Raw genomic sequence first — 12,917 nt, 5'->3', positions numbered from 1 at the left:
TCATCCGCCTCACCGGTGCCGCCGGGTGCGCTCGATCGCGGCCGCGCGGTGGCGCAGGATCTCGTCGTTGAAGATGCGGGCCCGCTCGGCCAGCGAGTGGAGGATCAGCGGGTGGGCGCCGGCGACGTCGGTGGTCTCCGCCGGGTCGCGGTCCAGGTCGACCAGCATCTCGCGCCCCAGGTCGGGCCACACGGTCGCGGGCCAGAGCAGCTTCCACCTGTCCTGGCGGACGGCGGCGACGTTCCACACCCAGGCAGGATCGACCTCGCCGGTGGGGCCCTCCTCCAGGTCGCCGTAGATGTAGAGCGTGCGACCGGGTGGCATCGCCCGGCCCTCCAGCGCGGGCACGACGCTGATGCCGTCGATCGGGCGGTCAGCCGGCGGCGGTGGCGCTCCGGCGAGGTCGATCAGCGTCGGCAGCACGTCCACGAACGAGATCGGGTACCGGTTCTCGGCGACGGGGACCCTGCCTGGCCAGCAGGCCATGAACGGCACCCGGATCCCGCCTTCGAACGGGTCGGTCTTGCGGCCGCGCAACCCGCCGGTGCTGCCCTCGAACCACGGCCCGTTGTCGCTGGTGACGATGACGAGCGTGGAATCGACCAGGCCCAGCGCGCGCAGCTCGTCGAGCACCCGGCCCACCTGCCGGTCGGCCTCGCGGATGACGTCGGGGTAGCTGCCGTCCACCCCGCCGGTCTCCTCGGGCACGTGGAACGGCTGGTGCACCGAGCTGTGCGGGATGTAGGCGAAGAACGGGCGCTGGAGCGCGACGCTCCTGCGGATGAACGCGATCGCAGCGTCGGTGTACTCCTGGGCGAGGCTCTCCTGCCCCCGCTCGGTGTTGACGTTGTCGACGACCACGGCGTCGCCCCGGTACAGCGGGAGCCATTGCTTGGCTCCCCACCCCTGGTCGTTGCTGTAGGGGATCCCGCAGAAGTGGTCGAAACCGTGCGCGGAGGGCAGGAAGCGGGGTTGCGCGTTCCACGGGTTGCCGGTGAGCCGGGGATCCCCGAGGTGCCACTTGCCGAAGATGCCGGTGCGGTACCCCGCGCCGCGCAACGCCTCCGCGACGGTGTGCTCGCAGTCGGGCAGACCGCGGTCCTCGTCCGGCCACAGCACCTGCGGCAGCCCGACGCGCTGCGCGTAGCGGCCGGTCATCAGCGCCGTCCGCGACGGCGTGCAGATCGGCGCTCCCGAGCTCGCCTGGCGGAAGGTCATCCCCGCGCGGCCGACCTCGTCCATGCGCGGTGTGGCGACCGCCGAGCCGTACCGGCTCAGGTCCCCGTACCCCAGGTCGTCGAGGACGACGAGCACGATGTTCGGCCGCGATCCCGATAATCCGTCGGACATGCCCCGCACCCCCTGACGCGGTCGCGCACCCCACGCGCGACACCCGACAGCGGTTTCGATTCTCCCTGCGTTCTGGGTGTTTTCCCGTTGTTGCCACACGAACAGCGCACGAATCTCGATCGTCTGGCCCAACGCTGAGACGGGTGTGGGAAGATTGCCCGACTCGACGAGGGATCGGTCGCGATCTCCGACGCATTCCAGCGGTGTGGCGCTGCCCCGACCCGAGGCGCCCTTCGTCACCCGCTGGAGCAGGCATTGGCCACGATCAACTGGTCCGAGAACGGATCGTCGCACTTCGCGCGCTGGCATTCCGAGAGCTCGGCGCCGGTACCGCGCACCGTCGTGGTCGTCGACGACCGCACCACCGCCCGAGCCGCCCAGCGCACCGCCGAATCGGGTGCGGCGATGCTGTGGCGCGGGGACTACCACCTCGCCCGCCGGCTCCTGCAGGACCTCGACCGGCGGCTCCGCAAGCCGGTGCAGGAAGGCGATCTCACCGCGCAGTTCCACGCCCACCGCGCGGCGCGCGCGGCCCGGGCCCAACTGCTCGGCCGGGTGCTGGTGCTGCTGGAGGGCGACCACGCCCTGTCGCTCCCGCGCGCACCGGACGTCCGCGAGGCGTGCCTGGAGGCCTACGGTCCCGCCACCGGCGAGCCGCTGTGCGTGTCCCTGCAGGAGCTGTTGGGCGTGCTCAGCGCGCAGCAGTGGCACGACAGGGGAGTCGAGGTGCCCGCTCTCGGCGCGCGGATCCACCCGGACTACGGCGTTTTCGCGCCCGTCCGCGGCGAGTACGTCGACCTCGTCGCTGAAGCGCCGCTGCCGGGTCCGAGCCCGGTGGCCTTCGACCTCGGAACCGGAACCGGGGTTCTCGCAGCGGTTCTCGGGCAGCGCGGGGCGCGGGTGGTCGCCACCGACATCAACCCGCGAGCCGTGGCGTGCGCCCGCGCGAACGTCGACCGCCTCGGCCTCACCGAGCGGGTCACGGTCCAGGTCGCCGATCTGTGGCCGAGCGGACGCGCCGACGTCGTCGTGTGCAACCCGCCGTGGATCCCGTCCCGGCCGACCTCGGCCCTGGAACTCGGGGTCTACGACGACGAATCAGGGATGCTGCACCAGTTCCTCGACGGGCTCGCCGGCCACCTCAACCCGGGCGGCGAGGGCTGGCTGGTGCTCTCCGACCTCGCCGAGCGGCTCGGCCTACGCACTCGGGACGAACTGCTGGAGCGCATCGCAGGCGCGGGGCTGAGCGTGGAAGCCCGCTGCGACACCGCGCCGAGCCATCCCCGCGCCTCCGACGAGGCGGATCCGCTGCACCAGGCGCGGCGGGGCGAGATCACCTCGCTCTGGCGGCTTCGCGCAGGAACCCCAGCAGGTGACCGCTGACCTCGGCAGGCTTCTCCAGGTGCAGGAAGTGCCCCGCCCCGGGCACCAGGGCGGCGCGGGAGGGCGGGACGATCCGGCTCTCCACGGCCGGGTAGAAGCGCGGGTCGATGGCCCCGTCCCGATCGCCGTGGAGGTAGAGCAGCGGGCTGCGGGGTTCGGCGATCGCCGCTCGGCTGCCGCGCGAGGCGAGCGCCCGGTAGTAGGAGACGACCGCCTTCGCCCGGGCCCGGTCGGGGACCGCTCGCGCCAGGTGCGCGAGGTCGTCGGCGGCGTCGTACCCGGGCGACCACGTTCGCCACAGCCTCCGGGCCAGCCAGGTGAAGTGCCGCTCGGCCAAGCCCGGGACCTGGTTGTAGGCGGTGTACCAGGAGTGCGCGGGCTGCCTGATCAGCGCGGAGATCCAGGACCGGGCCGTCGCCGGCGTCGGGTTCATCCAGGCCGGCGGCGGCACCGACAGCAGGCCCACCCGGGCGTAGGGCGAGGACGGATCGGCCGCGAGCGCACCCGCGGCGATCGCGCCCCAGTCATGACCGAGGAGCGCGGTGGAGGAGTCACCGCCGAGGCGCTCGTGCAGGGCCTTGGCGTCGTCGGCGAGCGCGCTCACCGAGTAGTCGCCGTCCAGCGGGATCTCGGTGGGCGCGTACCCCCGCAGGAAGGGCGCGACCACGCGGTACCCGGCTTCGGCGAGCACCGGTGCGACCGCGCGCCAGGTCCACGCGGTGTCCGGGAAGCCGTGCAGCGCCACGACGAGCTCGCCGTCGGACGGACCCCACTCCAGCACTCCGACGTCGTGCGTCGGGAGGGCGACGGTGTGCTCGCGAGGCGTCATGAACCGCGACGCTAATCGGTGCGATCACCCGAGAACACCCGTGGCGATGATGGATCGATCCCGCCGGTGAAAGCCCGGTGCAAGCGCCTGCTCCTAGCGTCGGTGATCGACTTGGGGAGAACGCAGATGACCACCATCGACCTTTCCGACCTCGATTTCTGGGCGAGGCCCCGGAGCGAGTGGGACAAGACCTTCGCCGCGCTGCGGGCCGCTGACGAGCCGGTGTTCTGCCTGCGCGAGGACGGCCCGGGGTTCTACGCGATCACCCGGTACGACCAGATCGCCGAGGCGAGCCGCAACCCGCAGCTCTACAGCTCGGAGCCCATCGCGGTGGGTCTGGACGACCCGCCGCCGGAGGTGACCGCGCTGCTCGGGTCGATGCTGAGCCTGGACGACCCGAGGCACGCGCAGCTGCGCCGCATCGTCGCCCGCGCCTTCACCCCGCGGATGATCTCCAAGGCCGCCGAGGACGTCAGCAGGCTCGCCACCGAGATCGTCGACCGGCTGGTGCTGCGAGGCCCGTGCGATTTCGTCGCCGAGGTCGCGATGCCCATGCCGCTGGAGATCGTGTGCCGGATGATGGGCGTGCCGCACTCCGTCCGGCCCGAGGTCGTCGAGGCGACCAACGCGCTCATCGGAGCCCTCGGCGACCCGGGGTACCAGGACCCCGGCGGCAAGCCGAGGAGCGCGGTGCTGGCCGACAACGCGCGGTTCCTGCACGAGCTGATGCGCGAGCTCGCCCGCCACCGCCGCGAGAAGCCCGCCGACGACATCATCACGGCGATGGTCGGCGGTGACATCAGCGGGGAGGTGCTCAGCGACGCCGACCTGGGCAAGTTCTTCGTGCTGCTGGTCGTCGCGGGCAACGAGACCACCCGCAACGCCCTGTCGCACGCGCTCACCCTGTTCACCGACCACCCGGAGCAGCGGGACCTGCTGCTCGCCGACCTCGACGAGCGGATGCCCGCGGCGATCGAGGAGGTGATCCGGTACGCGACCCCGGTGAACTGGATGCGGCGCACGGTGGCCCGCGACACCGAGCTGCTCGGTCACGCCTACCGGGAAGGCGACCGGCTGATCATGTACTACGTGTCGGCCAACCGGGACGAAACCGTGTTCGTGGACCCGTACCGGTTCAACATCATGCGCAACCCGAACCCGCACCTCGGCTTCGGTTCGCGCGGGCCGCACTTCTGCCTCGGCGCGCACCTGGCGCGCCGCGAGATCAGCCTGATGCTGCGGGAGCTGTTCACGCGGGTGCCCGACATCCACGCCACCGCGGAGCCGGTGCGGCAGCGCACCAGCTTCGTCAACGCCGTGCTGGAGCTGCCCTGCGCGTTCTGAGCGGGGCTCAGCGTCCCCCGGCCCGGAGCGCGGTGCGGATCATCGGCCACTGCAGCGGCAGGCGGGCGAGCGTGCCCGCGAAGAACGCCGCCGACTTGGCGTCCCGCTTGCGCTCAGCGCGCTTGCCCGCGTCCGCGCTCATCTTGACGTTGCCGGGGAAGACCCCGACCAGGAGCGCGGCGCTGGCGAGCCCGGCGACCCGGCGGGTGCGCGGGTGCAGCAGCCCGGCGGCGCACACCAGTTCGGCGACGCCGGAGAGCTCCACGACTCGGCGTGCACCGGGCAGCGCCGACGGGACCAGCGGCTCGAAGACCTGTGGCTTGACCAGGTGCAACGTGCCGGAGGCTGCGAACAGCCCGGCGAGTCCGGCGATCGGGAGGTCCAGGGGCACCGAGTGTGAGGTCATGGGGCCGAACCTAGTTGACCACGGCGCCGCGCGGTGGACGAGATAGGTCACACCCCGGCCGGGCGCCGGGACGACAGGGACTTTGTCCCCTGTGCGGTCCCGGCCGTGACCGGGAGTCTCGACGTCGGCTCGGGTGCGGTGCGCCCGCTGGCCACTCGGCCCTGAGCAGGGCGGAACTACGGGGAGGGACCAGATGGGCGTCGCACAGGTGATCCGAACGGACGTTCTCGCGCAGGAGGCCGAGTGGTCTGCTGCGGAGACCGTGGAGCTCGACGCGTCGGTCTGGCGAGCCCCGTCGGCGCTCGACAGCCGCCCGTGGTCCCTGACTTTGCGCCAGCGCACAGCGGTGCTCCGGGAGGACCCCGCCGCGCGGATGCCGCACGACCCGCAGGGCCGTGACCAGCGCATGTCCTGCGGGGCGGCGGTGATGAACCTGGTGCTGACGGTGCGGAACCTGGGGTTCAGCGCGCGGGTCGAGGTCGGGGCCGCTGGCGGCCTGGTCTCCGCAGCCGTCCACGCCGGTGAACCGGACGCGCCGAGCCCGAGGGAGGCGGCCTGGGCGCGCGCCATCGCCGAGCGCCACAGCCACCGCACGCTCTTCGCCCGCAAGCGCGTGCCGGAACTGCTCCGGGAGAAGATCTGGGATGCCGCGGCCGGCCACCGCTGCGGCGGGCGCTGGATCAAGACCGAGGGCGAAGTGCGCGAGGTGAGCCGGATGCTGGGCCGGGCGGGCGCCGTCCACGCCGACGACGAGCGCGACAGGGAGCTGGCCGAGTGGGTGACGTCGGAGGGCGGGCAGCTCGGGCACGAGTCCAGTGAGCTCGGTGGCCTCGACGCCGGGGACCTGACGGCTCCGAGCGCGCACCTGCCCGACGAGCGCGCCCTGGCCGACCTCCTCCGCGATGAGTCGGTGCTGCTGGTGGGCTCTCGGGGCGACCGCGCCGAGGACCACGTGCGCGTGGGCCAGGCCATCGAGCGGGCGTGGCTGGAGGCGACCAGCGCAGGCCTCGTGGTGTCGATGATGACGCAGCCGCTGCACCCGCTGGAGACCCGCACGGGGCTCGCCGAGCGGCTGGGCACCTCGCTGATCCCGCAGGCGATCATGCGCTTCGGCTACCCGGCCTGAGGGGCGTGCGCGCGAGCCGGGCTCGATCCGCCCGAGTTCCGGTGCTGGGCCGGTCGTTCCTGCGCACGCGGTTCGCGCTCGGAGTTCGTTCGCTGGTGTTCGCGTAGTTCCCCGGCGACTTCGGTGAAATCTGGGAACGTTCGTCCGGCCCGTTAACGCGAGGTGCCCCGCGCTTAACGTCCGCTGGGTGCCGCGCGGTGTTGGTCCGTGCGCTGGTGCCGCCCTGGTTCGGTCGTCCGCCAGGGCGGCGAAGTTTGTCTGGTTGTGCCTGCCGCTGCGGCGTGAAACCGTTCGTGCTCATGGGAAAAATCAGAACTGGCGAGTAATCGTCAGCGGGCTTCTCCGGGTGGGGGCGGTCGGCCACCGTATGGATCCAGATGTCCCACGGGATGGACCGGTTCGTCCCTCGACCAGAGGACAGAGGTGCCTGTGAGCGCGAACGGAACGGATGCCGGCCCGAGCGGGGCAGCGGACGTCCCCACCGGTCCGCTGCGCCGCGCGATCTGGGTTCCCGAACCCGCTGAACTGTCCGATGTGGAACTGCTGCTGGACGGCGCTTTTCCGCCGCTGCGAGGCTTCCTCTCCGCCGCCGACGTCGAGTCCGTGCGCACCAGGCAGCAGCTCGGCGACGACGTGCCGTGGCCCGAACCGATCACGCTGACCGTCCCCGACGAGATCGCGACGGCCGAGGAGATCGAGCTGCACGACGTCGAGGGCGCCCCGGTCGCGGTCGTCCGCAACGACGAGCCCTGGTGCGACGGGGCCGGATGGCACCCGGCGGGTCCGGTGGTGGCCGCCGAGGAACCGGCAGGGGTGCTGCGCAAGATCCGCCCGCCCGCCCACCAGGTGCGCACCGAGCTCTCGTCGCGTGACGTGCTCGCCGTGCTGCCCGAGACGCCGCTGCACCACCGCGAGCTCGCCCAGATCCGCCGGCTCTCCGCCGAACTCGACGCGCACGTGCTGGTGCTGCCCCGCATGGCGGGCCCGCGCCCGGAAGTTCTGGTGCAGTCGGTGCTGGCGGCTCGCCCGGAACTGCCCGAGGGCACCACGATCATCCCCGTCCCGCTGGTGCGCCGCGCCGATCCGAAGCGCGACGCCCTGCTCGCCTCGCACGTCGCGTCCGCGTACGGCGCCACCCACCTGATCGCGGACGGCCCGCTGGAACAGGCTCCGATCCACGTGCTCGAACCCCCCGAGCTGGTCCGCGATCGAACGGACCGGTGGCGTCCCGCCGCCGAGGTCGCGCCCGCCGAGCGCAGGCCCGGGCTCAGCGACGAGGGACTGCGCGCGCTGCTCGACAGCGGTTCCGAGCTGCCCGAGTGGTTCACCACGCCCGAGATCGCCGAGCAGCAGCGCAGGTTGCACCCGCCGCTGACCGCGCGCGGGTTCACGGTGCTGTTCACCGGGCTGTCCGGGGCCGGCAAGTCGACGCTGGCCCGAGCGCTGCGCGACGAGCTCAGCCGCCACGACCACCGCGCGGTGACGCTGCTCGACGGTGACGTGGTGCGCCGGACCCTGTGCGAGGGGCTGGGATTCTCCGCCGAGGACCGCAGTCGCAACGTCCGCCGCATCGGCTACGTCGCCGCCGAGGTCACGCGGCACGGCGGTGCGGCCATCTGCGCTCCCATCGCGCCGTACCACGCCGACCGCGAGGCGGTGCGCCGAATGGTGCGCGACGCGGGCGGTTTCGTGCTCGTCCACGTCGCCACACCGCTGCGCGAGTGCGAGCGCCGGGACCGCAAGGGCCTCTACCGGAAGGCGCGCAGCGGGTCGCTGCCGGAGTTCACCGGCGTCACCGCGCCCTACGAGGTGCCCGAGGACGCGGACCTCGCGCTGGACACCTCGGAGCTGACGCAGGACGAAGCGGTCGAGCGCGTCGTCGCGCTGTTGCGCGAGCGGGGCTGGGTGCGGTCGTGGACTTCGGTGTAGCGGCGACCGGACTGCTCACCGGCTTGATGGTGGGCGTGACCGGCATGGGCGGCGGCGCGCTGACCATGCCGCTGCTGACGCTGGTCTTCGGCGTGCCGCCGCTGGCCGCGGTGTCCTCCGACCTGGTGGCCTCGGCGGTGATGAAGCCGCTGGGCGCTGCGGTGCACCTGCGGCGGCGAACGGTGCAGCCGAAGCTCGTCGGCTGGCTGTGCCTCGGGTCGCTGCCGTGCGCCGCGGTCGGCTCGCTGCTGGCCGGATCGCTGGGCAGCGGAGCCGAATCGGTGCTCAAGGAGATCGTCGGCGGCGCGGTGCTGCTGGCCGCGATCACGCTGTTCGGCCGGATGCTGCTGTCCCGCCGATCCTCCACATCGGACGGAACCCGGGTGCGTCCCGTTCCCACGGTGCTGCTCGGCGCCGTGGCCGGACTCGTGGTGGGCACGACCTCGGTGGGCTCCGGCTCGATCATCATCGTGGTCCTGCTGCTGCTCAACCGAGGGCTGAGCTCGGCGCGGCTGGTCGGCACGGATCTCGTCCAGGCCGTTCCGCTGGTGCTGGTCTCGGCCATCGGGCACCTGTTCGCAGGTGATGTCCACATCGGACTGGTCGGTTCGCTGCTGACCGGTTCGATCCCCGGCGTGCTGGTCGGATCGCTGATCTCGGCCAAGGTCCCGGACCGGCCGGTCCGGCTAGCGCTGGGCGGAATGCTGGTGACCACCGGACTGATGATGCTCGGCAGCGACGTCCTCCCGGGAGTGGTGGCCGGACTGCTGGTGGTGCTGCTCGGAGCGGTGATCCCACCGCTGCGCAGCGCGATGTCGTCGCGGCGGGCGCCCGCCGCGAATGATCGAGAAGGAGGTAGTGGGGTGAGCGACGACCACGAGTTGGCCGCGCGGCTGGCACGACGAGCGGGACAACGCCTGCTGGAGGTGCGCGAGGGGTCCGACCTGGAGCCGCGCGCGCTCGGCGACGCGGGCGACGCTGCGGCTCACGAGCTGCTCGTCGACGCGCTCGCGCAGGAGCGCCCGGACGACCCGGTGCTCTCCGAGCACGGCATCGCCGGGCCGGAACGAGTTGCGGGGGAACGGGTCTGGATCGTCGACCCGCTCGACGGCACGCGCGAGTTCACCGAAGCCGGCCGCTCCGACTGGGCCGTGCACGTCGCCCTCGCCGAAGGCCACCGGGTCATCGCCTCCGCCGTAGCCCTCCCGGCCCAGGACCTCGTGCTGGACACCGGAGAACCGCCTGCGCAACCCACGCACGGCCTGGTGCGCCCGCGCATCGCCGTCAGCCGCAGCAGGCCACCGGAGTTCGTCGCCCAGATCGCCGAGGAGATCGGCGCCGAGCTCGTCCCGATGGGATCCGCGGGCGCCAAGATCACCGCCGTGGTCCTCGGTCACGTCGACGCCTACCTGCACGCCGGTGGGCAGTACGAGTGGGACAGCGCGGCTCCGGTCGGGATCGCGCAGGCCGCCGGACTGCACACCAGCCGGCTCGACGGCACCGAACTCGTCTACGACCGCCCCGACCCGTGGCTGCCGGACCTGCTGGTCTGCCGCCGCGAGCTGGCCGTGGACCTGCTCGCCGCACTGCCCGACCCGTTGGAGAGGAGTCGATGATGCCCGCCGGACTGTCCCGTCTGGACGTGCTGGAATCCGAGGCGGTGCACCTGATCCGAGAGGTCGTCGCCGAGAGCGACCGCCCCGCGCTGCTGTTCTCCGGCGGCAAGGACTCCGCGGTGCTGCTCAAGCTGGCCGAGAAGGCGTTCGCCCCGGCGCCGATCCCGTTCCCCGTGCTGCACGTCGACACCGGGCACAACTTCGAGGAGGTCCTGGACTTCCGGGACCGCCGCGTCGCCGAGCTCGGCGTGCGGCTGGTGGTCGCGTCGGTGCAGGAGTCCATCGACGCCGGGCGCACCACCGAACCCGAGGGCGCGGTCAGCCGGAACCGGCTGCAGACGGCGTCGCTGCTGGAAGCGATCGCGCGGCACCGCTTCGACGCGCTGTTCGGCGGAGCCCGCCGGGACGAGGAACGCGCCCGCGCGAAGGAGCGCATGCTGTCCTTCCGCGACTCCTTCGGCCAGTGGGACCCGCGAAACCAGCGGCCGGAGTTGTGGAACCTCTACAACGGCATGATCCACCCGGGCGAGAACGTCCGCGCCTTCCCGCTGTCGAACTGGACCGAGCGCGACGTCTGGACCTACATCGACCACGAGCGGGTCGAGCTGCCGTCGCTGTACTTCGCGCACAACCGCAAGGTCTTCGAGCGCGACGGGATGCTGCTGGCCGACAACCCGTTCCTGCCGCGTTATCCCGAGGAGCAGCTGGTCGAGCGTTCCGTGCGGTTCCGCACCGTCGGCGACATGACCTGCACCGGTGCCGTCGAGTCCACGGCGATCACGGTGTCCGAGGTGATCGCCGAGATCGCCGCGACCAGGATCTCCGAGCGCGGCCAGACCCGCGCCGACGACCGCACCAGCGCGGCGGCGATGGAGGACCGCAAGCGGGAGGGATACTTCTGATGACCACCACCGAACCGGTCTTCGCCCCGGCCGACAGCCTGCTGCGCTTCGCCACCGCCGGCGCTGTCGACGACGGCAAGAGCACGCTGATCGGGCGGCTGCTGCACGACTCCAAGTCGCTGCTGGCCGACCAGCTCGAACAGCTGGAGGTGGCCAGCAAGGAGCGCGGCGACGAGCAGCTGGACCTGGCGATGCTCACCGACGGGCTGCGCGCCGAGCGCGAGCAGGGCATCACCATCGACGTGGCGCACCGCTACTTCGAGACCGCCCGGCGGGCGTTCATCATCGCCGACACCCCCGGGCACGCCCAGTACACGCGCAACATGGTCACCGGTGCCTCCACCGCCGACCTGGCGATCGTGCTGGTCGACGCCCGCAACGGGCTGACCGAGCAGAGCCGCAGGCACGCCGTGCTCGCCGGTCTGCTGCGGGTGCCCCGGCTGGTCCTGGCGGTCAACAAGATGGACCTGGTCGGCTACGACGAATCCGTCTTCCACTCGATCACCGCCGAGTTCGCCGCGTTCACCGAGCGGCTGAACCTCCAGGACGTCACTGCCATCCCGATCTCGGCGCTGCGCGGGGACAACGTGGTGGACCGCTCGGTGACGATGCCCTGGTACGAGGGCCCGTCGCTGCTGGAACACCTGGAGCAGGTCGAGGTCTCCGACGAGACCGGCCTGTTCCGGCTTCCCGTGCAGTACGCGATCCGCGCGCAGGAGGAGGACTACCGGGGTTACGCCGGTCAGATCGCGGGCGGCTCGATCGCGCCCGGGGAGGAGGTCCTGCACCTGCCCTCCGGGATGCGCAGCCGCGTCGTCGCCGTCGACACCGCCGACGGCGAGCTGGAGCGCGGCCGGGCACCGCAGTCGGTCGCGCTGCGGCTGGCCGAGGACATCGACGTCGGCCGGGGCGACGTGCTCTGCGCGGTCGGGCAGCCGCCCGCCGCCGCGGAGGAGCTGACCGCGACGGTGTGCTGGATGTCGCCGAAGTCCGCGCTGACACCGGGAACACGGCTGCTGCTCAAGCACACCACTCGCGTGGTCAAGGCGATCGTCACCGAGGTCCGCGAACGGCTCGACGTCACGACCCTGGAACGCGCGCCCGCGGAGTCGTTGGAGCTCAACGACATCGGTGAGGTCGCGATCCGCCTGGCGCAACCGGTGTTCTGCGATCCCTACGACCGCAACAGGTCCACCGGCGGTGCGGTGCTCATCGACGAGTCCAGCCACGCCACGGTCGGTGCGGTCCTGATCCGCGACGCACTCTGACAGACCGGGAACAGCACGACGAAGGAGCAAGGAATGGTCAAGATCATCGGGGCCGGGTTCGGCCGGACCGGTACCGCGTCGACGAAGGCGGCGCTGGAACACCTCGGATTCGCGCCGTGCTACCACATGTTCGAGGTCATCGCGCAGCCCGAGCGGGCCGAGGACTGGGACCGCGCGCTCGACGGGGCGGTCGACGACTGGGAGACCGTCCTCGGCGGATTCGAGTCCACCGTGGACTGGCCGGGCTGCACCTTCTGGCGCGAGCTCATGGACTTCTACCCGGACGCCAAGGTGCTGCTGACCGTCCGCGACCCGGAGCGCTGGTACGACAGCGTGTTCAACACGATCTACCAGTTCGTCCAGGAGCCGCCGTCCGACGACGACTTCAGCACCAGGATGCGGCCGACCATAGAGCGGATGATCTGGAACGGCACCTTCGACGGTCGCTTCGAGGACCGGGAGCACGCCATCAAGGTCTTCGAGGACCACAACGCCGCCGTTCAGGACGCCGTCCCGGCCGACCGGTTGCTGGTCTACAAGGTCGGCGAGGGCTGGGACCGGTTGTGCGAGTTCCTCGACGTCCCGGTTCCCGAGGAGAGCTTCCCGCACGTCAACGACTCGGGCTCGATCCGGGACCTGGTCGAGCAGACCCAGCGCGAGGGTAAGTACTCCTCGCCGTTCGACGCCTGAGGGGGTGGGGGAAGTTTTCATGAAAACTTCCCCCACCCCCTCACAGGGCGCACAACCCACTCGCGTTTCGAGCC

The 12,917-nt window shown here is 71.8% G+C and carries 11 protein-coding genes; 8 read left to right on the top strand and 3 right to left on the bottom strand.

The annotated features are described in order from the left end of the window. Positions 1–9 precede the first annotated feature (9 nt). Entirely contained in the window at positions 10–1,350 is a 1,341-nt protein-coding gene (locus tag ACYVF3_RS28085; protein WP_461157278.1) for a sulfatase-like hydrolase/transferase, read from the bottom strand. Between the two features lie 255 nt (positions 1,351–1,605). Between ACYVF3_RS28085 and ACYVF3_RS28080 the strand changes: the two genes are divergently transcribed. Further along, entirely contained in the window at positions 1,606–2,733 is a 1,128-nt protein-coding gene (locus tag ACYVF3_RS28080) for a methyltransferase (RefSeq protein ID WP_461157277.1), read from the top strand. Here the strand turns inward: ACYVF3_RS28080 and ACYVF3_RS28075 are convergent. Then, complete coding sequence (locus ACYVF3_RS28075) at positions 2,684–3,562, bottom strand: alpha/beta fold hydrolase (RefSeq protein ID WP_461157276.1); 879 nt, start codon at positions 3,560–3,562, stop codon at positions 2,684–2,686. The two genes, ACYVF3_RS28080 and ACYVF3_RS28075, sit on opposite strands and share 50 nt — an antisense overlap. A 126-nt stretch (positions 3,563–3,688) precedes the next feature. Between ACYVF3_RS28075 and ACYVF3_RS28070 the strand changes: the two genes are divergently transcribed. Further along, the gene (locus ACYVF3_RS28070; protein WP_461157275.1) at positions 3,689–4,906 is read left to right on the top strand and encodes a cytochrome P450; all 1,218 of its coding nucleotides are present in this window, start codon (positions 3,689–3,691) and stop codon (positions 4,904–4,906) included. 7 nt (positions 4,907–4,913) lie between these two features. On the opposite strand, the gene ACYVF3_RS28065 is transcribed toward ACYVF3_RS28070, so the two are convergent. Beyond that, the gene (locus tag ACYVF3_RS28065; protein WP_461157274.1) at positions 4,914–5,312 is read right to left on the bottom strand and encodes a DoxX family protein; all 399 of its coding nucleotides are present in this window, start codon (positions 5,310–5,312) and stop codon (positions 4,914–4,916) included. A gap of 193 nt (positions 5,313–5,505) precedes the next feature. Between ACYVF3_RS28065 and ACYVF3_RS28060 the strand changes: the two genes are divergently transcribed. The 6 genes from ACYVF3_RS28060 (at position 5,506) to ACYVF3_RS28035 (ending at position 12,843) form a co-directional block, all read left to right on the top strand. Next, positions 5,506–6,438: a nitroreductase family protein gene (locus ACYVF3_RS28060; protein WP_461157273.1), complete on the top strand. Its 933-nt coding sequence runs from the start codon at positions 5,506–5,508 to the stop codon at positions 6,436–6,438. Between the two features lie 429 nt (positions 6,439–6,867). After that, entirely contained in the window at positions 6,868–8,367 is a 1,500-nt protein-coding gene (gene cysC, locus ACYVF3_RS28055) for an adenylyl-sulfate kinase (protein WP_461157272.1), read from the top strand. Then, positions 8,352–9,983: a TSUP family transporter gene (locus tag ACYVF3_RS28050; RefSeq protein ID WP_461157271.1), complete on the top strand. Its 1,632-nt coding sequence runs from the start codon at positions 8,352–8,354 to the stop codon at positions 9,981–9,983. Before cysC ends, ACYVF3_RS28050 begins: the two co-directional genes overlap by 16 nt. Continuing rightward, entirely contained in the window at positions 9,980–10,885 is a 906-nt protein-coding gene (gene cysD / locus ACYVF3_RS28045) for a sulfate adenylyltransferase subunit CysD (RefSeq protein ID WP_461157270.1), read from the top strand. Before ACYVF3_RS28050 ends, cysD begins: the two co-directional genes overlap by 4 nt. Next, complete coding sequence (locus tag ACYVF3_RS28040; RefSeq protein ID WP_461157269.1) at positions 10,885–12,153, top strand: sulfate adenylyltransferase subunit 1; 1,269 nt, start codon at positions 10,885–10,887, stop codon at positions 12,151–12,153. Before cysD ends, ACYVF3_RS28040 begins: the two co-directional genes overlap by 1 nt. Positions 12,154–12,186: 33 nt before the next feature. Further along, entirely contained in the window at positions 12,187–12,843 is a 657-nt protein-coding gene (locus ACYVF3_RS28035; protein ID WP_461157268.1) for a sulfotransferase family protein, read from the top strand. Positions 12,844–12,917 lie beyond the last annotated feature (74 nt).

This window comes from Saccharopolyspora tripterygii (genome assembly GCF_054778355.1).
The sequence above is the reverse complement of the archived record's forward strand: the minus strand, read 5'-3'. Positions and strand labels throughout refer to the sequence as shown.